The sequence below is a fragment of the Marinobacterium sp. xm-d-579 genome, assembly GCF_013282935.1.
In the GTDB taxonomy this organism is placed as follows: Bacteria; Pseudomonadota; Gammaproteobacteria; order Pseudomonadales; family Balneatricaceae; genus Marinobacterium_E.
In genome coordinates this window covers 708,212-732,438 of sequence record NZ_WBYP01000001.1, presented here as the reverse complement: position 1 = coordinate 732,438, position 24,227 = coordinate 708,212, and the positions used below count along the sequence as shown (strand labels likewise).

Sequence of the window (24,227 nt, the reverse complement as noted above, 5' to 3'; positions counted from 1 at the left end):
CTGAGTAGGGTTTTTTACCGATTCAGACTCAATTAATATGTGCTGAGTTATTCTAATAATCATTGTTCTATCCTCGTGTTTGGAGGAGTGTTTGAAACACTTATTTTTGTTGATGTTGAGCCCCGTGTTTTTGGGGTTTTCTGTTGCTAGTGCCGCTGATAAAGAGGCCGTGGCCGATGCGGTTACTGCTGTTGTTGAAGCAGATGTTACTTCGCCTGAAGCCGTTGCAATTCCTGAAGGTGTCATTGATCCTGTTGTCACCCCTGAGTCGACCAGTGCCGCTGAAGTGAGTGTGGCTGATGTGCAATTGCCCTTTGATCTTAAGGCTGCAGCTGATCTGGCCATCGACACATTCGGTGGTGAAGTGGTGAAAGCGGAAGAGACACCGGACGAAGCTGGACTGCTTCTTTTCACTATCCGTATTGTTAACGAAGGGCGTGTTAAAGACGTCGTTATTGATGCAGCTAATGGTGACATTATTAAGCCTCTTGAAGAGCCGCTTGCTGCAGAAGCTGAATCGGATACGGTAACCGAGGATGTTCCTGTAAGCGAGAAAGCTCCTTTAAGTGAGGAGGCTGCACAGTGAAAATACTCGTCGTTGAGGACGATCCGGATCTACGTCGTCAGCTAGTCAGCGGTCTATCGGGTCGTGCTTATACTGTAGAAGATTGCGGTGATGGTAACGAAGCGCTCTACCAGGGCAGTGAGTTTGAATACGATCTTGCGATTGTCGATATTGGCCTACCCGGCATGTCAGGCCTTGATGTTATTCGAGGCTGGCGTAAAGCGCAGAGACAGTTTCCTATTTTGATTCTTACGGCACGCGGTGATTGGCAGGATAAGGTAGAGGGGTTAGAAGCGGGCGCTGACGATTACCTTGTTAAACCTTTTCACATGGAAGAGCTGAATGCGCGCGTGAATGCACTGCTTCGTCGTGCAGCTGGTCACGCCTCCCCGCAGATGACCTTTGGCCCCATTACTTTGGATACGGTCGCACGTGCCGTATTTGTTAATGGCTCAGAAATTAAACTGACCAGCTATGAATACCGCACATTGGAGTACCTAATGGTGCACGCCGGTAAGACAATCTCTAAAGCTGAGTTGACTGAGCATCTCTACCATCAAGATTACGATCGCGACTCCAATGTGTTGGAAGTGTTTGTTCGTCGTCTTCGTCAAAAACTGGATCCTGATCAGACCTTGCATCCGATCATGACCGTCCGAGGTCTAGGCTATCGTTTTGCTCTGGAAGCCTCTGAATAAGTTCTTTTCGGGCATCAAATGGGTGCCCGGATCTCTGCAGACTCGACTCCTTTGGGCGTCGATTGTGCTGCTCCCTATTCTGATTATTTTCGCCGGTGCAGCACTGCAGAACGCCTACGAGAGCAGTCTGTTTGCATCGGAGCGCTCCCAAGCGCAACTGCAAACCTATGGTATTTTGGGGTCCGCTGATCTGGTGGAGGGGGAGCTCGTCCTACCACGCCGCCTTCAAGAGCCGCGTTTCAGTCAGGTCCAATCTGGATTATCAGGGCTGGTGTTCGATGCTCAAGGTCTATTGCGTTGGCAGTCTGAGTCGAGTGCACTGCTCGAAGAGCAGTTTCTCATTCAGGTTTCAACCATCCAGCCGGAGCCGGGCAGTAGTCGATTTCAGCACTTAAAAGATCAAGGATTCTACCTCTACGTCTACCCACTGGTTTGGGAGATTGAAGAGAAGGAGTTTCGTTACACCATCGCGATAGTGAGTTCAGATGCGGCCGCGATGGAAGAGCTGCTAGCCTTCCAACGCCAGTTGTGGGGTTGGTTATTAGCGGTCTACTTGCTGGCTCTTTTGCTGCAGTTCTTTATTCTTCGTTGGGGTCTGAAACCCTTGGATGATCTTGCGGACGACCTCTCTATGATTGAGCAGGGTGATGCGGAGAAGCTTGAAGGTGTCTATCCCTATGAGGTGGAGCGTATTACCAAGAACTTGAACCGCCTGATCGAATCCGAGCGCTCGCAACGAGAGCGCTACCGCAACACCCTAGGCGACCTTGCACACAGTCTTAAAACACCACTGGCAGTGATTCGTGGTGCCGGAGAAGAGCAACACTCGCAATCGAGCTATAAACGCTTGGTTGAAGAGCAGAGTGATCGCATGACTCAGATTGTGCAGTATCAATTGAGCCGTGCGGTGAAGTCTAAAGAGCAGGCTATGACAGGCGCCACCAGCCTGCTGTTGTCGGTCGATCGTATTGTTAATGCACTTGGCCGGGTCTATGCCGCAAAAGAGATCGATGTCGAGCGTGAAGGGTTAAATCATTTCTTCGCGGGTGATGAACGAGATCTGATGGAGATGCTGGGTAATCTGATTGAGAACGCCTTTAAGTATTGTGATCATCAGGTTCGTCTCTCTGCGACGCAAGAGCAGCAGTGGTTAGAGATTGTTATAGAGAATGATGGCCAAGCTATCTCGACAGAGGAACATCAGGTTGTCATTGAACGAGGTGCTCGTCTCGACACCTCTCGACCTGGTCAGGGCATAGGTTTAGCCGTTGTGACGGATATTGTCAGCAGTTACAACGGGGGTATCGAAATAGCGCAGTCGGAGCTTGGCGGAGCCCAGATTAGACTCCGCCTTCCGGCTGGTGAGGAGTGATTACTCCAAGATTTTAAAGAAGACTTTTGAGTTTCTTTGAAAGTTATAGAGCGCCTGACGTTCAGTGGGTAGTGCGCTTAAATCGCGCTCTACAAAGCCTCTCTCCAAGAACCAGTGTGCGGTTCTTGTTGTCAGTACAAACAACTCTTTAAGGCCAATGGCTTTAGCTCGCTCAGTAATGTGCTCAAGCAGACTATCACCACGTTCACCACCACGATACTCATCACTGACGGCTATTCCGGCAAGCTCACCAACGCCCTCTTCATGGAAGGGGTAGAGGGCGGCACAGCCAATGATCGCATTATCTCGTTCAATGACAGAGAAGCGCTCAATTTCAGATTCGAGCAGCTCTCTAGAGCGGCGCACCAACACACCGGCCTGCTCTAGAGGGGCGATAAGATCAATCAGACCGCCGACATCATCGATGCTCGCTTCCCTGACCTGCTCATAGGAGTGGCGGCTGACCATTGTGCCGTAACCGTCTCGGGTGAACAGTTCCGTTAGCAGTGCACCATCCTCTTGGTAGCTCACTAGGTGACAACGTGGCACACCACGCTCACAAGCATCGGCCGCGGCACCAAGCAGACAAGCGATCTCGGAGTGTGGTTGAGTCGGGTCATCAATATTCGCTAAATAGTGCGAAACCAGACGTTTAGCCGTCGACGCGAGCAGTTCACTGCGTAACTCGCCTTGGCTATCACGTATACCCTGCTGTGCGCCAAACAGCACAAGTTTGTCGGCGTTCAATGCTGTCGCTACATTCACTGCGACCTCCTCAACCGATAGGTTGAAGATCTCTCCAGTCGGTGAGTAACCCAGGTTGGTCACCAGCACTATGTTCTCTAGGGCTAACTGCTGCTGAATCGCTTCACTGTCGACGCGACGCAGCTCGCCGGTTAATCCCATGTCCACGCCATCAAGAACACCCAGCGGTTTAGCCATAACAAAGTTGCCACTAACAACACGTATTTTGGCGCCGTGCATCGGTGTGTTGGCAAGGCTCATAGAGAGGCGTGCTTCAAATTCGGTTCTGACATTGGCCACGGCATCAATGACATCACCCATTAGGTCGGGTGAGGTAATACGCTGATCGTGGTGCAGTCTAACCTCTTTGCCGGCAGCTTGAAGGCGTTGATCAATTTGTGGGCGCGCACCGTGCACCAGAACGAGCTTAACACCTAAGCCATTCAGCAGCGCAATGTCATGAATAATGTTAGCAAAGTTGTCGCTGGCAACGGCTTCACCCGTCAGCATCATCACCATCGTTTTATCACGATGATGGTGGATGTAGGGTGATGAGTGCCTAAACCACTTCACATAGTTCGATGAGCTATCCATCGTTAACAGCCTTTCACACAGTATTGATTGATTAGATTATGCAACAGATCGAGGGTTGGAGCGAATTGATCCAGCGCTAAGAACTCATCTGGCTGGTGAGCCTGATCAATCGACCCAGGTCCGAGTACCAGTGTCTGCATCCCCATCTGCTGCAGGAAGGGCGCCTCTGTGCCAAATGCGACCGCTTCCGCTTTGTGTCCAGTGAGTCGTTCGACACATGCCACAAATTCGCTTTCGCTCTGTTCAAACGGAGGGATGCCGGGGAATAGTGAGCGAACACTCAGATCCACTCTGTGCTTCTGCTCTATCGGCTTGAGCCGATCGCTGATTAGGTTTCGCAGTCCATCCATCGACATGCCAGGTAGCGGGCGAAGGTCAAACTCCAACTCACACTGCCCACAGATCCGATTGGGATTATCACCACCGTGGATACAGCCCAAATTCATGGTCGGGACGTCGATTCTAAAGTTTGAGTTCTGATACTTAGACTGAAGCTCGCTGCGTATTGTGAGCAGCTCATTCATCACACCACTCATCGCCTCTAGCGCATTGGCCCCAAGCGATGGATCGGATGAGTGACCCGCTTGCCCCTCAATGCGAACCGCTTCCATCATCATGCCTTTATGCATTCTGATCGGTTTCAGGCTGGTCGGCTCGCCGATCAACGCAGCACGTGCTTTGGGTTTGCCCGCATCGACCAAGGCTCTTGCCCCAGACATCGAGGACTCCTCATCGGCTGTTGCGAGAATGATCAGCGGTGCTTGTAAGGGTGTATCTTTGTATTGCTTGGCGGCTTCAATCGCCAGTGCTAAAAAGCCTTTCATGTCACAGGTGCCCAGCCCATACAGTTTTTGATCACGCTCTTCGACTTTAAAAGGGTCTGATTTCCACAGCTCTGGATCACAGGGCACAGTATCGGTATGGCCAGAGAGAACGAGACCGCCAGGTCCTGTGCCCAAGGTTGCTATTAGATTGGCTTTGCCTGGGTTGTTGGGAACCGGCATCACCTCACATTGAAACCCTAGCGATTCACACCAGCTGTGCAGTAACTCAATGACGCCGAGGTTTGAGTGATCCCATTTCGGTGTGGTTGAGCTGATAGAGGGCACAGCTATCAGTGAACTGATCATCTCTATCGGCTTGGGTGGCATGGGCATGGTCGGCTCTCCATAAATATTTCATCTGACTTTATCCTGTTCCAGTGCGTTGGTCACTGATTCAGAGCTCAAAACTCTTGTACAATGGCTTAAACATCCGCGTTATTGAGAATGGAATCATGTCCAAAGAGCTTGAGTTAAAGTTAGGTTGCCTTCCGACTGTGGCAGCACAGGTCTGCGCACTGCCGTTTTTAAGTGACTTACCCAGTGAATCAAAGCTCCTTCTCAATCTCTACTACGATACGCCGGATGAGTCTTTGAAACGGATGAAAATGGCGCTGCGCATTCGTAAATCTGGCGATCAGTGGCTGCAGACTTTGAAAACGACTGGGATAACCGATGCATCGGGGCTCTCCACTCGTGGTGAATATGAGTGGGTGATCGATGGGCCCAATCTCAAGTTGGATCTTCTAAAGGAGTTGCTGCCCGCCGATCTCGACAGTGACAGCCTCTACCCTGTCTTTTCAACCAACTTTAAGCGCACAACTTGGCTCTATCAACGCGAACAGACGCAGATCGAGATCGCTTGTGATCAGGGTGAAGTACGAACCGGTAATCGTATTGAGCCGATCTCTGAAGTGGAGTTAGAGCTAAAACAGGGCGATGCCAGTGCTCTGTTTGATCTTGCTGAACAATTGACTCGATTGAGCCCACTGTGGATTGGTCAGCGTAGCAAGGCGCAGCGTGGCTGGGAGCTACGATTCGAGCACCCTCCTGCCCCAGAGTTGCCATCGCTTCTCATGGAGCGTGGCGATTTGGCTGAGCGTGTTGAGCGCCTCTCGGCCATGACCATCTGTTGGCAGCGCTGTTATGAATTGATTCCAATCACTCTCGCACCAACGGTCATTACCACCCTCTGTTCTGCCCTGGAACAACAGATTGCACTGTTGCGACAGTTAAGTGATTTAGAAGCCTCTGCAGGGCTGCTGAAGGAGTACGAAGCACTGCTTACTCGAGTCATGCCTCTTTATGATTTGGCCTATTTCAGCGGCTCCTCTCCAACCTTTTATAAGACCATTCAAGAGAGATCACGATCGATCTCTGCTGATCTTTTGAATGATCCTTCAATCGGTCAGTTAGCGCTCAGAACGGCTCACTTCATTCGTGAAACGACTCAAGGAGCGGGTGATGAATAAGGTTCTGATCATTAATACCGGTGGCACCTTTGGTATGGTGCTAGGTGAAGCCGGGCTGGCGCCCGCTGCCGATCTTGAATTACGGCTGCGAGAACAGGTACCAGAGTTGGCGCACTATTCATTTGATCTCGTCGACCTGCTTCCCCTCATCGACAGTTCCGATCTTCGTTTAAATGATTGGACGCGCATCTGCGAAACGATCCTATCTGAACAGCATCACTATGCCGGCTTTATTGTGATTCATGGCACGGATACCTTAGCGTACACCGCATCGGCGTTAAGCTTTGCGCTGCTGGGTTTGAGTCAGCCTGTTGTGGTGACGGGATCTCAGTACCCCTTAGGTGTTGAGGGCAGTGATGCGCCAACTAACCTGTTGGATTCGCTTAGCTATCTGGCCCAGCCTGATGTTGAAGGCGTTCGTGTCTGTTTTGGCGGACTTAATCTTCAGGCAAACCGCGTTCGAAAAGTGGATGCTCAGGACTATGTCGCTTTTGAGATGCCAAACGGTGAGATCTCATCTATCCATGAAGCTGCGGTTCCAGAAGTGCTGGGCTACCAAGAGGGCGCAGTCGCGACCCTTTTGATCTACCCCGGAATGTCTGCCGCTATCATGGATGGGCTTCTGACGGATGATCGCCTGCGAGCTGTTGTGTTGTTGAGCTTTGGCAGTGGCAATATTCCAACGACCAGCAGTGACTTTGGCGATGCACTAAGGCGTGCTCATGAGAAAGGTGTGCTGTTGGTCAACATGACCCAGTGTCTGAAAGGTCGAGTCATTCCAGGGGCTTATGAGACCGGAGCTTTGTTAGCAGAGTTGGGCGCATTGCCGGGCTTTGATATGACACCTGAAGCGGCCTTTGCCAAGCTGCACTATCTGTTTGCAAAAGGCTTAGACAAAAAAGCGGTTGAGGCCCAATGGCAACAACCGCTTTGTGGAGAGCTTCAGCCCTGAGAAGAGCTTTAGCCTTCATTGAGGGGTGAAGGCTCTGTATTAGTGCCCCAGAATCTGACTTAGGAAGAGTTTAGTACGCTCGTTCTGTGGATTGTTAAAGAACTCGTTGGGTTCATTCTCTTCCACAATTTGTCCTGCATCCATGAAGATGACACGGTCAGCAACTTTCTTAGCGAAGCCCATCTCGTGTGTCACACACAACATGGTCATACCCTCTTCAGCGAGCTCAACCATGACGTCGAGTACCTCTTTGATCATCTCAGGATCGAGAGCTGACGTCGGCTCATCAAACAGCATGATGTTCGGGTTCATACAGAGGGAGCGCGCAATCGCGACACGCTGCTGCTGACCACCCGATAGCTGGCCTGGGTACTTATCAGCCTGATCAGGAATCTTAACGCGCTCTAGGTACTTCATTGCGATCTCTTCAGCTTCCGCTTTTGGCTTCTTCTGAACCCAGATCGGACCGAGTGTTAGGTTTTCCAGAATGGTTAGGTGCGGGAATAGGTTGAAGTGCTGGAACACCATGCCCACGTCGCGGCGGATCTTTTCGATATTCTTAACATCTTCAATCATCTCGACACCGTCAACCACTAGAGATCCCTCTTGGAACTCCTCTAGGCGGTTGATACAGCGAATGGTGGTCGATTTGCCTGAGCCCGACGGGCCACAGATAACGATACGCTCACCTTTTTTAACACGCAGATTGATATCACGTAGTACATGGAAATTACCGTACCACTTGTTTAGGTTCTCAATAACGATGACATCTTGAGAGTCTGCTGCTGAGTTAGTTGCGGTCATGATTAGTCTCTCTTATCAGTATTCATTTGACGTTCGATGCGGCGAGCAAGCACCGACATGCTGAAACAGCTTCCCCAGAACACGAGGAAGACGAATAGGTAACCTTCAAGCGCATGGCCACCTAGCCAGTAGGAGTTAGACAGAGCTGTCTGTAGTGTTTGAACGACTTCTGGGATGCCGATGATCAACAAGAAGGTTGTGTTCTTAAACAGCATGACAAAGGTAGCCAGAATGTTCGGCATCGACACTTTGATAACCTGCGGCAAGATGATCAACAGGATCTTCTGCCAGTAGCTAAGGCCGATCGAATCTGCCGCTTCGTATTGACCCGACGGGACAGCTTGGAAACCACCACGGAACACTTCTGCCATGTAACCTGACATGAAGAAGATCAATACCAACCAGACACGAATCAACTTATCGACGTTCGTTCCTTCTGCAAAGAAGAGTGGCAGCATGACTGAGCCCATGAAGAAGAGCGACAGTACCGGAACACCACGGAAGAACTCGATAAAGATAACTGAAACGGATCGGATAAATGGCATCTCTGAGCGACGGCCCAAAGCCCACAGGAAGCTGAATGGGAAGGCGACGATAATGCTGGCGGCTGCCATAAAGACGTTGAGCGTAAATCCACCCCAAAGGTCAGTACTGACAACCTCTAGACCTAACCAACGACCATCTAGGATAGCGATACCCACAATCGGTAGTAGTAACCAAGATGTGATGGAAGCTTTCAGGCGAATCGATTTTGGTAGCGTGAATGACGCCGCAATCACCATCACTAGTAAGACTAGGGTTAGGTTGATACGCCATACCTCTTCAACAGGGTAAGTCCCATAGAAGAATTGGTAAGACCAAGCGTTAATAAAGACCCAACAAGCCCCCTCTTTGACACAGGCATCTTCTGTGGTGCCGGTGAAATTTGCCGACCAAAAAGCCCAGTCAAAGATAAGTGGTAGGTAGTAAGCCAACAGTGCAATGACTGAAAGGGTTACGACCGAGTTCGGGATCGAAGAGAAAAGGTTGTCACGCAGCCAGGCTGTAAAACCGACGGTTTTAATCGGTGCCGGGCGGGCTGCAATAGGCTGAAATTCTTTCATTATGCTCTCCTATCGGCTCACCAACGCAACCGCGCTGTTAAATCGGTTCATGAGGAACGAGATCACCATATTGACCACAAAGTAGACGATAATGGTCATAAAGATGGTCTCAATCGCTTGTCCAGTCTGGTTAAGAGCGGTGCCGACAAATACGTTGAATAGATCGGGATAACCGACCGCCGCCGCTAGCGTAGAGTTCTTCACCAGTGACTGATACTCGGAGTTAAGTAGCGGCACAATGACACGCATTGCCTGAGGCACGATGATCAATGACATGATCTTATTCTCACGCAAACCAATGCTGCGAGCCGCTTCTGTTTGACCGTGTGGAATCGATTGCACACCTGCACGCACGGCTTCGGCAATGAATGCACCAGTGTAGACCGACAGCGCAATGGCAAGCGACATCAGCTCTGGGATGACGGTAATACCACCGAAGTAGTTAAAGCCCTTTAGAGCTGGGTATTCAACGGTGAATGGAAAGCCCGTTAACGCTGCAACAATTAATGGAAATAGAATCACCATGGCGATGCTGGTCTTCAGCACAGGGAACTGTTGGCCGGTCAGCTCTTGACGTTTTTTGGCCCAGCGACGCAGTACAAAAATTCCTGCAACGGCAGCGCCTAAAGCGATCCAGACCAAAGATGATAGATCGCCGCCAATCAGTTTAGGTAGGTAGAGGCCGCGAACGTTGAGGAACACAGCTTCGCCTAAACTCAAGCTTTGGCGAGCGCCAGGCAGACTGGATAGAACGGCGAAGTACCAGAAGAACACCTGTAGCAGAAGCGGTACGTTTCGGAAGATTTCTACATAGACCAGAGCAATCTTACGAATCAACCAGTTATGCGAGAAGTGCGCCACACCAAAGATAAATCCAAGTAGCGTCGCGAAGAAGATACCGATGGCCGAGACCAAAAGGGTGTTTAAGAAACCGACAACAAATATTCGTCCGTAGGTGTCGGTCGACTCAAAGGAGATCAACGACATCAAGACATCATAGCCTGCAGCTGCGCCTAAGAAGTCGAAACCGGTTTTGATCCCCGTCGCTTCCATGTTGGCCAGCGTGTTGCCAATGATGGTGCCAAAGAAATAGAGCAACCCAGCGACCAGTGCGATCTGATAGAAGAAACCGCGGATGCGTGGGTTGTTATAAAAGGCGTTGGAGGTGGTTCCGGAGCTCGATTTACGGCTCGCTGACTTAACCTCTTCAATGGTTTTTTGTTTGAACATTGAATTAACCTAAAAATAGAGTGCTTTCACGCAGAAAGGGGCACTGTTGTGCCCCTTTTTAGATCGCTTCGGTTTTAGCGCATAGCTGGTGCGTATAGGATACCGCCATCACGCCAAGACGCGTTGATACCACGTGCTAGCTTAAGTGGTGAATCCATACCCACGTTACGCTCAAACGACTCTGAGTAGTTACCTACTTGAGTGATGATGTTGTAAGCCCAGTCAGCACTTAGACCTAGGTTAGCACCTAGTTCACCTTCAGCACCTAGTAGACGCTTGTTAGCTGGGTTGCCGTTCGCTTTCATGTCAGCTGCGTTTGCAGAAGTGACCTTCTGCTCTTCTGCTTCGATCATTGCGTTTAGAGACCACTTAACAATGTTGAACCACTGGTCATCGCCTTGACGAACTACTGGGCCTAGAGGCTCTTTAGAGATAACTTCGGGAAGAATCACTGCATTGCCTGGGTTAGCTAGACCGATACGAAGTGCCGCTAGCTGAGAACCGTCTGATGTTAGGAAGTCACAACGACCTGATTCGAAACCTTGACGAGTTTGGTCAGAGGTATCGAAAGTAACCGCTTTGTATGACATGCCGTTCTCACGGAAGTAGTCAGCGATTGCAAGCTCAGTAGAGGTACCCGCTTGGATACATGCGTTTGCACCGTCTAGCTCAGTTGCGCTTGATACGCCTAGGTCTTTCATGACCATGAATGACGCACCGTCGTAGTAGTTAGTACCAGCAAAGTTGATACCTAGTGATGTATCACGAGTGTGAGTCCAAGTCGTGTTACGAGATAGCATGTCGATTTCGCCAGACGCTAGCGCAGTGAAACGCTCTTTAGCGGTTAGCGGTTTGTATTGAACAGCTTCTGAATCGCCAAGTACTGCAGCTGCAACCGCACGACACATATCAACGTCGAGACCGCTCCATTTGCCGTTCTCATCTTTTTGAGAGAAGCCTGCAAGACCAGTAGATACACCACAAGTTAGGGTGCCACGGCTCTTAACATCGTCAAGAGTAGCTGCTTGAACTGCACCAGCAGTCATTGTTGCAGCAAGGATAGAAGCGGTTAGTAAAGCTTTCTTAGCCATTATGTAGATCCTCTTTTGAGTAGGTTGTTGTTCTTTTTCCACAGCAACTAGTGTGCCAACAATTTTCAGTGAGTCATTTTCATCGACATTCATCGTTAAAAATTGTCTGAAAGTTACGGTATAACGGGGTGTTTTGATCAAATAATCTTTAATACCCAACGCCAGCACTCTGCTTACTCGTTTAAGATTGTGTCATTCTGACTCAAAGGTCAATACTAAAGTAGGGCTTAAATTGAGCTTTTGCACAGTATTGGTGCAATTTGATTTAAGTCCTGTTCCTCTTATAACTGAACGCAGTATATTAGTCCTATTGGCAAGATTTCGGAGTGGTTTGAGTGACAGCGATATTGAATGACTACCTAGAAAAACAGCAGCAAAAGGTTTCAGCAGCAAGAGATCTGCTTGAATCAGATCACAATCGGTTGGCGGAGTTAGATCGAGTGCTATTGGGATCTGACTATGTTGCGGATCAGCTGCAGCGTCATCCCGAATTGATTGAGCAGTTAAACCTTGATGTTGGTGAGCTTCCAACAGGTGCTTTAACAGCGCAAGTGTTGGCGGCTGTTGAAGCTGTGGGGAGTGAAGAGGCACTGAGTGTTGCGCTGCGTCGCCTGCGTCGATTGGCCATGGTTAGAATTATTTGGCGCGACTTGAACCGATTGGCCGATCTAACAGAAACCACCCGGATGCTCTCCGAACTGGCCGATGCCACTACTGATGCAGCATTGAATTGGCTGCACCAAGATCTAGTCAAAGATCTGGGTGAGCCAATGGACTCTGATGGAAATTTGCAACGCATGGCCGTCATTGGAATGGGCAAATTGGGGGCACATGAGCTCAATCTCTCCTCGGATATCGACCTGATGTTTACCTTCCCCGCCAATGGCGAAACCCAAGGTGGCCGCCGTTCACTATCCAACCAAGAGTTCTTTACACGACTGGGTAAAAGATTGATTCGTGTTTTAGATGCCCCCACAGCCGAGGGCTTTGTATTCCGTGTCGATATGCGTCTGCGTCCGTTTGGATCTTCTGGTCCATTGGTTGCCAGTTTTGATGCCATGGAGCAGTACTACCAGACACAGGGGCGTGAGTGGGAGCGTTATGCGTTGATTAAAGCGCGTATCATCGCGGGTGATAAGGAAGCTGGCGCCCAGTTGATGCAGGATCTGCGCCCCTTTGTCTATCGTAAGTACATTGACTACAGCGCCTTTGAATCTTTGCGTGAAATGAAAGGGATGATTGAGCGTGAGAACCGTTTAAAGGGTCGTGAGAATAACGTTAAGTTGGGAGCCGGAGGTATTCGCGAGGTTGAGTTCATCGCTCAAGCCTTTCAGCTAATCCGCGGCGGGCGTGATACACGTTTGCAGCAACGAGAGTTGTGCAACATATTGCCACTTCTCCCAGAGGTAGTCGGCATTCCAGACGTGGTTGTGACAGAGCTAACCCATGCCTACGTCTTCCTGCGTAATGTGGAACATGCGATTCAGGCGCAAGCCGATAAGCAGACCCAAGAGCTACCAGCTGATGATCTCGGTATGCAGCGCCTTGCCTACTCCATGGGCTTTACGAGTCCAGAGGCGCTTTTAACAGAGCTAAATGAGCATCGAAGTCGAGTCTCACAGCACTTTGCAGATGTTATTGCACCGGTGGATCAGGAAGGCAATGCCGAGCAAACTGAGAGCGATGCGCATCTTACGGGCCTCTGGCATGAGGAGTTTGCAGATCAGGAGGCGCTGGCTCACTATCTGACAGAGCTGGGTTACAGCGAAACCGATCGAGCGTTGAAGGCACTGGTATCGCTGCGCCAGTTAAGAACGGTACAGGCGTTGCAAAATGTCGGGCAGGAGCGTTTGTTGGATCTGCTGCCTCGTTTGCTCCGGGATCTGTCGGGCGTGGAAAACGCAGAAGAGACTTTGGAGCGGGTTTTGCAGCTGATTCAAGCTGTAGTGCGTCGTTCAGCCTATCTTCTTCTGCTAGCCGAAAACCCCAGTGCTCGAGCGCAGTTGGTAAAGCTCTGTTCAGCCAGTCCATGGTTTGCAGAGAAGTTAGCTCATCAACCGGTCCTTCTTGATGAGCTGATTGATGCATCATCACTGTTCAATCCACCGGACGCACAAGCTTTATCCAATGAGTTACGACAGCAGTTGATGCGTATCCCAGAGGATGACATTGAGCAGTTAATGGAAGCGCTGCGTTACTTTAGAAATGCCCATATTCTGCGAGTGGCTGCTGCGGATATAACTGGTGCTTTGCCTCTGATGAAAGTGAGTGATTACTTAACCTGGCTAGCAGAAGCGATTCTCCAGGCGGTTTTGGAGATCGCATGGCGAGATATGACAACCAAATATGGCACGCCGCAGCGATCGGCAGGCGTTCCATGCGATCAAGACTTTGTCATTATCGGCTTTGGTAAATTGGGTGGGATTGAGCTCTCTTATGGATCGGATCTGGATCTGGTTTTTGTGCATGATGCGCCCAGTAATTTGATGACTGCTGGGGGCAATAAAGAGATAGCCAATGACGTTTTTTTCACGCGTTTAGGTCAGCGCATCATTCATATATTGAACACCTTCACGACCTCGGGTCAGCTTTATGAGGTCGATATGCGTCTGCGACCCTCTGGCAATTCTGGACTATTGGTCAGCTCCCTGAATGCCTTTGAGGCCTATCAACTGAATGAAGCCTGGACTTGGGAGCACCAAGCACTGGTGCGTGCCCGTGTAGTGGCAGGGTCGAGTCGACTTAAAGCCGAATTTGAAGCGGTGCGTGCTAAGGTCCTTTGTAAGGATAGGGAAGCTGAATCGTTACGTGAAGAGGTGATCGCAATGCGCCAGAAGATGCGTGATCATCTTGGCACTGCAGAGGGTTCAGAAGCGTTCAATATCAAACAGGATGCTGGCGGTATTGTCGATATCGAGTTTGCGGTGCAGTACCTTGTGCTCAGATACGCTAAAGAGACAGCTGCGCTTTATGAGTTCACTGATAACGTGCGCATTATTGAGGCTCTGGCGGATGCGGGTTATTTGGATCAAACCCAGGCTGAAGTGTTAAGCGAGAGTTATAAAACTTACCGCGCATTAGGCCATCGCCAGACTCTACAAAACGCGAAGGGCTTGATCTCCAGTGCAGAATTAATAGATCTACGCCAATCTGTAAAAGATGTTTGGCAATCAATTTTTAAACAGAGTACTTGATTGTGTTGATGGATTTAGACCAATCCTTATTTCAGTTAATCAATAAGAGTTTGGGAAACCCCATTTTCGACTGGATTATGCCTTTATTAACCCATCTCGGTGATAAAGAGGTGGTCTGGGGGCTTATAGCGCTTATTGGTGTGTCGATTCCTGCCGAGCGTTTTGTCAGTAGTAGTATGGGAATTCCTGTCTCAAATAGAGTGTCAGGAATTCAATCAAAACTTAGAGTTTTGGCTCTATTAGCACTCATTTATGGAGTGAATGCTGGCGTCTACAGTGCTGTGAAAGTAGCAGTTGATCGAGATCGTCCGTTTGAGCAGAACTTAGCCGAGCTTAGAGTCGATCAACATGAAGCACAGTCTCTCTCATCTAATGGATCATTTCCTAGTGGTCACTCAGCTAATAGCATGATGTTAGCGACAAACCTTGCGTTCGCCTTTGTTCGTTTGAGATGGGTCTTTTTTTCAATTGCAATTTTAGTTGCCTTTAGCCGAATCTATTTAGGTGTCCATTTTCCGTTGGACACGATGGTTGGGGCAGGTATAGGTGGCTTAGTAAGCTACTTGTTACTCAAATCAAAGTTTTCATCTATGATTTTGGTGACAAGGTGGAACAAAGATTAAATTAAAAAGGGGCTGATGCCCCTTTTTAGTTGAAAATTTATAGGTGGGTTAACCAACCGTGCGGGTCTTCGGCCTTACCCCACTGAATGTCATTCAGTGCACGACGAAGCTTAACGGTAGTCTCGCCGATTCCACCGTTACCGACTTTGTACTCTTTATCTTTGTAGATCAGAGTATCTACAGGGGCTAGAACAGCTGCCGTACCCGACAAAGCCGCTTCACAACCCGGTTTTGCAGCACGTTCCAGAAGCTCATCTACTGAAAGCTGGCGCTCTTGAACATCCATGCCTAGATCACGAGCTAATGTCAGAATCGAGTCACGAGTGACACCGTGCAGGAAGCTCTCATCCAATGCTTTAGTGATGATCTGGTTGCCATCAATAAGCAAGAAATTCGCAGCGCCGGTCTCTTGAACGTCACCACCTGGGCAGAAGAGTACCTGATCCGCCTGGTATTGGGCTTTGGCATTTAAGATGGGCCCCATGGCTGCAGCGTAGTTACCACCGCTTTTGATCATGCCCATGTGCGGAGGGCAACGCATTGCTTCATCGTCGACCAGTAGGCGAAGTGCTTTATCGCCACCTGCGAAATAGTCACCTACAGGAGATAGAAGGATGTATTGGCATGAGGTAACCGATGGCACCGCCGCTTTACCAATCGCAGGCTCAGTACCAATGTGTGTTGGACGAATGTACATCGAACCCGGTGGCTCTGGTACATCTGCAGTATACTGACGAACGATCGACTCGATCATCTGTTGCGTCTGCGCCTTATCAATCTCAGGTAAACCAAGAAGACGACTGCTCTGCGCAAAGCGTTCAATGTTCTTGTCCATACGGAAAATTTTGACTGAACCATCAGCATGGCGAAACGCCTTTAACCCTTCAAAGCAGGTGCTTGAGTAGTGCAGCACATGTGCGCCTGGGTGAAATGAGATGGAGTCACTAGCGACCACTTCAGTTGGGCTCCAGCTGTCGCCATCAAACCAAGTTATCGCCATCTCTGGCATAAAGAGAGAACCAAATGCTGCCATGAAAATCTTCCTAAAATTACAACTGTTCTTTTGAGTCGATACAGTGCGCCAAAATTTAATCGATCAATTGTAAGCCATAGAGGGAAAATTGGAATCGATATTTATTAATTTGAAGTGTGTTTAGGGCGGGAACTGTTTATCCTTAGGAATCTATATGCGAAAAGGTTTGTTGTGGCAGATATCTGGATCATCAGTGATGGAAAGCCCGGGCACATTAATCAGTCCCTTGGGCTAGTTGAAGCGTTGCTTGAGTTTAAACCGAATCTGACATTCAAAACCCTTCCACTGAAGGGTGTCAGTAGCGAACTGTTTGCTACAGATCGCCCCAAATTGATTATCAGTGCAGGCAGAGCCACTCACTTTTGGAATTGGGCGCTCACTGTTCGCTTTGGGGCGAAAAATGTCGTACTGATGCGCCCATCGCTCCCCTATAGCTTCTTTAATTTAACTCTGGTCCCAGAGCATGATGCGCCCCCCGCTTTTGATCGTGTAGTGACTACCAAAGGAGCAATTAATCGAATGAAGCCGGCTGCAAAACAGCTAGGTAGTCGACTGGTGCTTCTAGGTGGGCCAAGTAAGCACGTGATCTGGGATGATGATCGCATTATTGAGCAGATCGACCAGTTAACTGAACCATCCATTGGCTTATTGAATGTAGCGACCTCTCGAAGAACCCCCAACGACCTATTACAACAGCTTAGATCGAAAACGAGCATCAGATTAATTGAGCCTGATTCAGTCGATAGTGATTGGTTACCCAGCACTTTAGCAACCACCGAACAGGTTATTGTCAGCTCAGACAGTGTCTCAATGGTCTACGAAGCATTAACCGCCGGGTGCACTATTTCGCTGATACGTTTAGAATCTTCGCCTAATTCAAGAACGCAACAGGGCATCGACGCATTGGTTGAGCAAGGCTTAGTGGGTGCTACTGCTGATCAAAAGCCGGCCAATCCAGTGTCGAATTTTCGAGAAGCAACCCGCTGCGCAGAGATTATTTTGGAGAGATTTCCCCTGTGAAAGTAGTTCAGGTACTTCCGGCATTAGAGGTCGGCGGAGTCGAACGCGGTACCATCGATATCGCAAAAGCATTAGTTGAAGCAGGGCACGAATCTATTGTTATTTCAGCTGGGGGGCGTTTAGTTGGTCAATTGGAGTCAGAGGGCTCGCGACATATCACATGGGATCTTGGCAAAAAATCGCTGTTAACATTTCTCAAGTTTTGGTCTTTCCGAAAATGGCTTCGTAAAGAGAAGCCTGACATTGTCCATGTTCGTTCCCGTATGCCAGCTTGGGTTGTCTGGCTAGCTTGGCGCGGTATTCCAAAAAATGATCGCCCTAAATTTATTACTACACTGCACGGCATGCACTCGGTCAATTGGTATAGCGCCATAATGGCCAAAGGGGAACGTGTTATTTGTGTTTCCGATACCTGCAAACAATATCTATTCGATAATTATAAAGTTGATGACCCAGATAAAGTAACGGTTATCCATCGCGGTATTGATGAGGACTATTTTTACAGAGGCTTTAAGCCATCAGACGAGTGGAGTGAAAAGTTCTTTGGGGAACACCCAGAATGTATTAATAAAAAATTGATCTGTTTTCCAGGCCGAATCACTCGATGGAAAGGTCATCTTGAGCTAGTCAAGGTTGTTGAAGAGCTCGCTAACCAAATAGATGACTTTAAAGTATTGGTCGTAGGCGGTGATTCGAAAGGTAAGTTTCTGGCAGAGGTTAGGGCTGCTATTCAGGCTAAAGGTCTTGAGCATTTTTTTGTTTTTTTAGGCACACGCTCTGATATGCGGGAGTTATACTCTATTTCTGACGTCACTTTATCACTGACCTCAACTACCGCAGAGTCGTTTGGTAGGGCGGTTGTGGAAAGTTTAGTTCTTGATACGCCGGTAATTGCCTATGAACATGGTGCTGTTAAAGAGACGCTAGAAGCCTGCTTCCCAGAGGGTAAAGTAGAAGTTAATGACGTTAAAAAACTGGGTCATAAGGTTTTAGACGTTTTTGATCATTCGTCAATGTCATCTATCTCTATACCAAACGCATTTACACTGGATTGTCAGAAGCAATCCACCTTAACTCTTTATAAGAACCTATTAAGTAAAAAATTATGAACTCGATACTAAAAAGTAAACTATCAAACGCAGCCATTTTTTTAATGCCTACAGTGTTTTTGTTCTCAAGAGCTGCTGCAGATGTTGCTATGTTCATTGTTGGATTGGTTTTTTTGTTTAAAAGCTATACCTCGAAAGAGTGGCAATGGACTCAGGTGTTGTGGGTTCGTTTAGCTGCACTGCTGACGCTCTATATCTCGTTCGTTGTACCGTTTTTCTCAACCGATTTTGTTCCGGCTCTTTTGAATGGTATGGCCTTTTACAGGTGGCCTCTGTTTGCGGCAGCGATGGTGTTTTGGATCTTGAACTCAAACGAGAAGTTGAGGGTTTTCGAGACAGGTGTTTTAGCTGTGTTGGCTTTCATTTTTGTCGATACATTCATTCAGTATTTTACAGGTACTGACCTTTTCGGGCATCAAATCTCCTCATATGGATATAGATTAACTGGCCCTTTCACTAAATTAGTTCCAGGTACATTTTCAGCCAGAGTATTGTTCATTGGCGCGTGCTTGATATTTTTCGCCCTGAAAGGGTCATACAGATTAAAGCTTACAGCCCTGCTTACTTATTTAGCCTTAGCTCAGGTGTTTATGTTTGTGACTGGCGAGCGAGGCGCGTTCTTAGTGACTGGTTTGGCGAGTTTTATATTGGTGGTCTACCTATTCTTCAAGCTAAATACAGAACGAGTTTATTTACTTGGTTTGGGGGCCGCGTTGCTTGCCTCAGCAATTGCGTTTGGATTAAGTCAGCCCAAGATGGTCGATAGGACGATTAATAGTACAGTTCAATATATAAGTAATTGGAAGGGAAGTGCATCGGGTAGTGCAGTGATTTTGCCTACGATCGAGATTTGGCAGGATAACAGTGTCCTATTTGGTGTGGGAGTAAAAAACTACCGTGAGCTCTGTTTAAGAGGCGATTATGACTATCTTGATAAAGAGTTTGGTGTAGCGCGCAATTGTGCCCACCCGCATGCACTCTATCTTCAATGGGCGGTTGAGGCAGGTGTTATAGGGTTAATCATTTTCGTGTTGTTGGTGGGTGCTTGGATCAAGGCATTTTTTGAGCACTCGAATTCAAGTACTCGACTTGTCTCTATCTTTGCATTCTGTGCTTTTCTGACCACTTTTTGGCCGATCATGGGGAGTATGAGCTTCTTCAATAATTATGTGGGTGCAGTTATTTGGCTCTCATTGAGTTGGTCCTTGGCTAAAACATATCAGTTAAGAAATGCTTAGCATCGCGACAGTTTTACCTCCTAGAGAGGGATTTAATTCTGAGGAAGCTGGCGCCATCGCACTTTTCGTGTCGCACTACATGAGAGTTGATAAAGACAGTGTCGACAGTACGGTATTTGGGGGCTGGGTTGGTACGCCTTACAAAGATCTAAAATATCGCTCAGTTAACATCCCAAGGTTACGACTGACATCTAAAAGCATTGCTTATGCAAATGAGGTCAGTCAATTATTGTTGCATGGTGGTTACAGTCTAGTTGAGGTGCATAACCGACCCGCTATTGCGCTAGCCATTAAACAGCGCTGTCCTGAATTAAAGGTCTCTCTTTTTCTTCATAATGATCCTGTCACCATGAAGGAGTTAAGATCTTCTAAGTTTTTGCAAAGTTGTGCACGTGAATTAGACAGTTTTGTCGCCGTTAGCCACTTTGTTGCGGACTCCTTAAGTAATATGTGTCCCGAGGCAAAGAGTAAAACAAAGGTGGTGTATAACGCTCTCGATGACAGCTGGTTTGATCGGCCTGAATCGACTATCGATTTAGATGATTTACCCATCAATGTGACCTACATTGGAAGGATTGTTCCTGAAAAAGGAGTTCTTGAGATTGCTCAAGCTTTTAAGCAACTGTCTCTATCATCAAAAAGATTTAAGTTCTCATTCATAGGGAGCTCAGGCTTTTTGAAAACTGCCTCAGAAACTGACTTTGAGCGAGAGGTAAAACGGTTAGTTGAAGCATCGAGTTCAAGTGTTGAATATCTTGGCGCAAGAAATAATGATTTTATACGTCAGCATTTACAAAAAAGCGATTTAGTCATTGTTCCGTCTAAGGTAAAAGAAGCCTTCGGTAGAGTCCTGCTCGAAGCTATGTCCCAAAATAATGCTTGTATTATTAGTGATGCAGGTGCTCTGCCGGAAGTGGGAGGAGAGGCTGTTATAGTTCTTGAGACTGTTTCCGCCGAGGCTATCATTTCCACAATAGAAAAGTTGACGGCGAATAAATCGTGTATCACTGATTTAAAGCGCAAAGCTATTGAAAGAGCGAAAGAATTTAGTGTTCAAGCGTGTTACCCTGATCTAGCTAAATACAGGTTCGAATTATTAAATGGAGAAAATCATTGGAAAGCGTAAATGTTATTTGTATGAAGTGGGGTACTAGGTATGGAGCGCATTATGTAAACCGCCTCTTCCATGGAGTCAAAAATAACTTAAACCGTCCATTCAGATTTGTCTGCTTCACAGATGATGACACGGGTCTCGAAGCGGGTATTGAGAGCTTTCCACTTCCTCCGATTACTATCCCTGAACAACATACTGTTTCACCATGGAGAAAACTTTCCCTGTTCTCAAAAGAGTTAGCCGATCTCTCTGGTAAAACGCTGTTCTTAGATTTAGATGTAATTATTGTTGACACCCTAGATGATTTTTTCGATTTCAGTGAGAACTTTTCAATTATCGAAAACTGGACTCAAAAGGGCCGAGGTATAGGTAACTCATCTGTATACTGTTTCAATATTGGTCAGCATGCAGATATTTTGGAGTATTACGAGTCTAATCAAGACGAAGTATTTGCAAACTACTCTAATGAGCAGATCTATCTTTCTCTGAATATTAAGGATAAACAGTATTGGCCCGAGGCCTGGTGTAAAAGCTTTAAGTTCCATGCTATTCCACGTGGTATAAAAAGACTGTTCGTTGAGCCCTCAATTCCAAGTGGATGCAAAATAGTTGTATTCCATGGTTACCCCAACCCTGACCAAGCCATGATTGGCGATTATGGTAAGAAACTGCGTAAGTACTTCAAACCCGCCACATGGATTGAAAAATACTGGGTTTGATTTAATCCAGATGGGTAAATAGGCCAGGGGTAACTGCAATCGTAAAGTTACTTCTGCGCCACCATCTAGAATTAAGCGACCGCTCAATGTCCTGAAATCCATTCAGCGCTCTTGATGAAGGGTGTGTTTTAACTCTATCTAGAAGTGTATCCACCATAAAATCTCTTTGAATCATTACAGATTGGTTTGTCCAGTTGAGGATTGAAGATGGGACTAGATAAGTATTGTTTTGGACTCTTTTAATCCGTTTGTGACGTTTCTCTGGGTGAGACAGGGCGTAAACTGATGAACCTGCTAAGCGTTTGGCTTTAAATGGACGCAAATACTTGCGGAGCTGTTTGGTTAGAATCGTTTTCCGGTCAGAGGGTGTTGGTTCGATCTCAAAGTAACGGGAATATTTTTCTATATTGTAAAATTTAGCGCCTGGAGCTCTTCGAGATCTCAGTCTCACAACGTCAGCAGTGCCGTTTTCAAGCAGCTCCTTTGCAAAAATTAGCTCTTGTAAGGTTGTCGCTTTGCTTTCAATAAGAGGGCAGTCATTTTCTAGCACTAAGCAATAATTATTATTAATATTATTTAGGGCACACCTCCATGCCCCCTCAATGCCAAGATTTTTAGGATTTTCTACAAGTCGCAATCCGTATTGCTTAGCAATGTTTCGCTCTGCATCCGAGGTTTCTTGTGATATCAGAATGCAATCTGATACGGCATCAAAGAGTCCTCCCTCTTGGTAAGATTTCAGAGTTAATTCAAGCTTTTCAAAGTTTCGCCAAGTGATGATTGCTAGGCTAAGGTCGTTAATCATTTTAACTCAATAAGCGTTTTGTAGTGGTCGATAGTCTTATTCACCATCGCCTCAATTGTGAAGTTCTCGGAGGCAAATGTGAATTCTCGAGAATAGTTTAGATTGTTGTTTGCAGCACGCTGCATTAACTCAGAGAGGGCGTTAACATCACCAACTGCGCATATTTTCTCGTCGCCAAAAAATTCATTAGCTACGGGAACGTCAGTCGAAATGACAGGTGTCTGATGCACCAATGCTTCAGCAATAACATATGAGAACCCTTCATTTCTGGATGAGACAACGCAGATATCGGACTCTTGTAGTAGCTTAATCACATCGTCTCTTTGGCCAAGAAATTCGACGCGATCATCAAGTTTGTTGAGTGTGCATAGACTGGTTAGCTCCTGCATTCGAGGCCCGTCGCCAACAATTTTGAGTGTGCCTGGCACTTGTGCGAATGCATTTAATAGTATGTCAAAACCCTTAGCATCTACGAGACGGCCTACAGAGATCCAGCGGATAGAGCCTTCATCACTATTTCGATAATGGGTCTTTGGTTGCAAACTCTCTTTTTGAATGCCGTTATAAATGATTACTGGAGTGGTCGTGTCTGGAAAATTTTGAGCAACATTGTGACTAACAGCGATAGTACTTTTGAACGATTTCAGAAAGCTCAGGTTCTTCTTAAGGTTATGGATAGTGCAGACAGCAGGTATGTGTAAAAATTTACTTAACAATCCGCCAATCTGTGCCGCTTTATTAGCCTGATAGTGAACTATATCTGGATCGATCTTTCTGACTAATTTATAAATTTTAAACAGTTGTATTGGATTATATCGGCTGTTCGCAAATTCAAAGTGATGCACTTTGATTTTTGGATTTTGAACCGATTGGCATAGGTTTTGGGGAGCAATAAGGTGCACCTCAACGCCATTTGTGTACAGGCCTTCACTCAACTCTAGGGTGTGCTTTTCTAGGCCTCCCATACCCTGGCTTGCTAGAACTAGAAGTACTTTCACTGCGAATCAGCCTGATAAATAAAGTTTTTACCACGTGGATGGGTCTTAAATCGTCTATGCACCCACATATATTGAGTAGGTTCATAGCGAATGCCTTTTTCGATCTCTTGGTTTATACGAGTTGCAGAGGCAACGTCATCATCCAAGGGGAAGGGTTCTACCGGTGGATGCACTCTTAAGATGTATTGCCCATCAATTGAGCGGTGGTGTGAAAGCATGATCACAGGAGATTTGCTCATTTTTGCCAATCGAGCGGTTGCTGGGACTGTGGCTGCAGGCACTCCAAAAAAGGGTGCAAAGACAGAGTTGGTCGGGCCGAAGTCCTGATCAGGTGCGTACCAAACAATCTCATTTCTTTTAAGTGCTTTCAATACGGATCTAAAGTCAGATCGATCAATCATGGAGTCAATCGACCTTAAACGCCCCTTTGTAATGACCTTGTCCATGAGTAAGTTGTTGTGTGGACGGTACATAGTATGTAGAGGAAAAAACAGTGAGAAAAGCAGCCCGCCTAAATCCAAGGTGGAAAAGTGAGCACCCAATAGGATGACGCCTTTGCCTTTTGAGAGAGCCTCTTCTAAGTGCTCTTTGCCTTCAATAGTTACTCGACGCCGAAAGCCTTCACGAGGGCTCCACCAGGCCATTGCTGTCTCAATAATGCCGATGCCATTTTCAATGAAAACCTGTTTTACCATCTTCTTGAGCTGGATCTCATCGAGTTCTTGAAAGCAAAGTTTGAGGTTGATGTAGACGATATGCCTTCTCTTCGGTGCTAAATAAAAAAGAGCTAGGCCGAGCCATTTTCCTACAACAAGCTGAGTCTGAAAGGGTAAGGTATTAACGAGACGTAATAGCCCTAAACCTAACCATGTTGGCCAGTAAGCTGGAGAGTAGATTGAGTGGACTGTTTTATTAGGCATAAACTGTT

Annotated in this window: 22 protein-coding genes; 12 read left to right on the top strand and 10 right to left on the bottom strand. The window is 47.4% G+C overall.

Going from position 1 to position 24,227, the window contains the following annotated elements; translation table 11 throughout:
- Positions 1-91: 91 nt before the first annotated feature.
- From XMD579_RS03775 to XMD579_RS03765, 3 genes are read left to right on the top strand one after another with little or no spacing between them, the layout of a single operon-like run.
- Positions 92-586 carry a PepSY domain-containing protein gene (locus XMD579_RS03775; protein ID WP_173480030.1) on the top strand — a complete coding sequence of 165 codons (495 nt, stop codon included), beginning with the start codon at positions 92-94 and terminating at the stop codon, positions 584-586.
- Positions 583-1,263, top strand: a complete 681-nt coding sequence (locus XMD579_RS03770; protein ID WP_173480031.1) for a response regulator transcription factor — start codon at positions 583-585, stop codon at positions 1,261-1,263. Before XMD579_RS03775 ends, XMD579_RS03770 begins: the two co-directional genes overlap by 4 nt.
- On the top strand, positions 1,241-2,635 hold the full coding sequence (locus tag XMD579_RS03765; protein WP_254442888.1) for an ATP-binding protein: 1,395 nt from the start codon (positions 1,241-1,243) through the stop codon (positions 2,633-2,635). The genes XMD579_RS03770 and XMD579_RS03765 overlap by 23 nt, the downstream gene beginning before the upstream one ends.
- Here XMD579_RS03765 and argA read toward each other — a convergent pair whose 3' ends face one another.
- Entirely contained in the window at positions 2,636-3,973 is a 1,338-nt protein-coding gene (argA, locus tag XMD579_RS03760; RefSeq protein ID WP_173480032.1) for an amino-acid N-acetyltransferase, read from the bottom strand.
- A gap of 2 nt (positions 3,974-3,975) precedes the next feature.
- Positions 3,976-5,130 (bottom strand): acetylornithine deacetylase, encoded by a 1,155-nt coding sequence (gene argE / locus XMD579_RS03755; protein ID WP_173480033.1) that lies wholly within the window; start codon positions 5,128-5,130, stop codon positions 3,976-3,978.
- 119 nt (positions 5,131-5,249) lie between these two features.
- Between argE and XMD579_RS03750 the strand changes: the two genes are divergently transcribed.
- Positions 5,250-6,266, top strand: a complete 1,017-nt coding sequence (locus XMD579_RS03750; protein WP_173505850.1) for a CYTH domain-containing protein — start codon at positions 5,250-5,252, stop codon at positions 6,264-6,266.
- On the top strand, positions 6,259-7,218 hold the full coding sequence (locus tag XMD579_RS03745; RefSeq protein WP_173480035.1) for an asparaginase: 960 nt from the start codon (positions 6,259-6,261) through the stop codon (positions 7,216-7,218). Before XMD579_RS03750 ends, XMD579_RS03745 begins: the two co-directional genes overlap by 8 nt.
- A 39-nt stretch (positions 7,219-7,257) precedes the next feature.
- On the opposite strand, the gene XMD579_RS03740 is transcribed toward XMD579_RS03745, so the two are convergent.
- The 4 genes from XMD579_RS03740 to XMD579_RS03725 all read right to left on the bottom strand — a co-directional run bounded on the left by XMD579_RS03740 (position 7,258) and on the right by XMD579_RS03725 (position 11,446).
- Complete coding sequence (locus XMD579_RS03740) at positions 7,258-8,022, bottom strand: amino acid ABC transporter ATP-binding protein (RefSeq protein ID WP_173480036.1); 765 nt, start codon at positions 8,020-8,022, stop codon at positions 7,258-7,260.
- Positions 8,023-8,024: 2 nt separating this feature from the next.
- A complete protein-coding gene (locus tag XMD579_RS03735) occupies positions 8,025-9,125 on the bottom strand; it encodes an amino acid ABC transporter permease (RefSeq protein WP_173482814.1) in 1,101 nt (366 codons plus the stop codon).
- A gap of 9 nt (positions 9,126-9,134) precedes the next feature.
- On the bottom strand, positions 9,135-10,355 hold the full coding sequence (locus XMD579_RS03730; protein WP_173480038.1) for an amino acid ABC transporter permease: 1,221 nt from the start codon (positions 10,353-10,355) through the stop codon (positions 9,135-9,137).
- Between the two features lie 74 nt (positions 10,356-10,429).
- Positions 10,430-11,446, bottom strand: coding sequence for an amino acid ABC transporter substrate-binding protein (locus XMD579_RS03725; RefSeq protein ID WP_173480039.1), 1,017 nt, complete (start codon positions 11,444-11,446; stop codon positions 10,430-10,432).
- 335 nt (positions 11,447-11,781) lie between these two features.
- Here XMD579_RS03725 and glnE point away from each other — a divergent pair, with 335 nt between their 5' ends.
- Both glnE and XMD579_RS03715 read left to right on the top strand, forming a co-directional pair.
- Entirely contained in the window at positions 11,782-14,640 is a 2,859-nt protein-coding gene (gene glnE, locus XMD579_RS03720; protein ID WP_173505849.1) for a bifunctional [glutamate--ammonia ligase]-adenylyl-L-tyrosine phosphorylase/[glutamate--ammonia-ligase] adenylyltransferase, read from the top strand.
- An 8-nt stretch (positions 14,641-14,648) separates the two neighbouring features.
- Entirely contained in the window at positions 14,649-15,263 is a 615-nt protein-coding gene (locus XMD579_RS03715) for a phosphatase PAP2 family protein (protein WP_173505848.1), read from the top strand.
- 37 nt (positions 15,264-15,300) lie between these two features.
- On the opposite strand, the gene XMD579_RS03710 is transcribed toward XMD579_RS03715, so the two are convergent.
- Positions 15,301-16,356 (bottom strand): branched-chain amino acid aminotransferase, encoded by a 1,056-nt coding sequence (locus XMD579_RS03710; RefSeq protein WP_371815176.1) that lies wholly within the window; start codon positions 16,354-16,356, stop codon positions 15,301-15,303.
- Between the two features lie 111 nt (positions 16,357-16,467).
- Between XMD579_RS03710 and XMD579_RS03705 the strand changes: the two genes are divergently transcribed.
- Genes XMD579_RS03705 through XMD579_RS03685 form a run of 5 tightly spaced genes read left to right on the top strand, consistent with a single transcriptional unit; the run spans position 16,468 to position 21,496 of the window.
- Entirely contained in the window at positions 16,468-17,316 is an 849-nt protein-coding gene (locus XMD579_RS03705) for an ELM1/GtrOC1 family putative glycosyltransferase (RefSeq protein WP_173505846.1), read from the top strand.
- Positions 17,313-18,425 carry a glycosyltransferase family 4 protein gene (locus XMD579_RS03700; protein ID WP_173505845.1) on the top strand — a complete coding sequence of 371 codons (1,113 nt, stop codon included), beginning with the start codon at positions 17,313-17,315 and terminating at the stop codon, positions 18,423-18,425. Before XMD579_RS03705 ends, XMD579_RS03700 begins: the two co-directional genes overlap by 4 nt.
- Entirely contained in the window at positions 18,422-19,663 is a 1,242-nt protein-coding gene (locus XMD579_RS03695; protein WP_173505844.1) for an O-antigen ligase, read from the top strand. The genes XMD579_RS03700 and XMD579_RS03695 overlap by 4 nt, the downstream gene beginning before the upstream one ends.
- Positions 19,656-20,789: a glycosyltransferase family 4 protein gene (locus XMD579_RS03690; protein WP_173505843.1), complete on the top strand. Its 1,134-nt coding sequence runs from the start codon at positions 19,656-19,658 to the stop codon at positions 20,787-20,789. Before XMD579_RS03695 ends, XMD579_RS03690 begins: the two co-directional genes overlap by 8 nt.
- Positions 20,777-21,496, top strand: coding sequence for a hypothetical protein (locus XMD579_RS03685; RefSeq protein ID WP_173505842.1), 720 nt, complete (start codon positions 20,777-20,779; stop codon positions 21,494-21,496). The genes XMD579_RS03690 and XMD579_RS03685 overlap by 13 nt, the downstream gene beginning before the upstream one ends.
- Position 21,497: 1 nt before the next feature.
- On the opposite strand, the gene XMD579_RS03680 is transcribed toward XMD579_RS03685, so the two are convergent.
- From XMD579_RS03680 to lpxL, 3 genes are read right to left on the bottom strand one after another with little or no spacing between them, the layout of a single operon-like run.
- The gene (locus tag XMD579_RS03680) at positions 21,498-22,301 is read right to left on the bottom strand and encodes a glycosyltransferase (protein WP_173505841.1); all 804 of its coding nucleotides are present in this window, start codon (positions 22,299-22,301) and stop codon (positions 21,498-21,500) included.
- A complete protein-coding gene (locus XMD579_RS03675; RefSeq protein WP_173505840.1) occupies positions 22,298-23,266 on the bottom strand; it encodes a glycosyltransferase family 4 protein in 969 nt (322 codons plus the stop codon). Before XMD579_RS03675 ends, XMD579_RS03680 begins: the two co-directional genes overlap by 4 nt.
- A 29-nt stretch (positions 23,267-23,295) precedes the next feature.
- Positions 23,296-24,219 (bottom strand): LpxL/LpxP family Kdo(2)-lipid IV(A) lauroyl/palmitoleoyl acyltransferase, encoded by a 924-nt coding sequence (lpxL, locus tag XMD579_RS03670; protein WP_173495556.1) that lies wholly within the window; start codon positions 24,217-24,219, stop codon positions 23,296-23,298.
- Between the last annotated feature and the right edge of the window lie 8 nt (positions 24,220-24,227).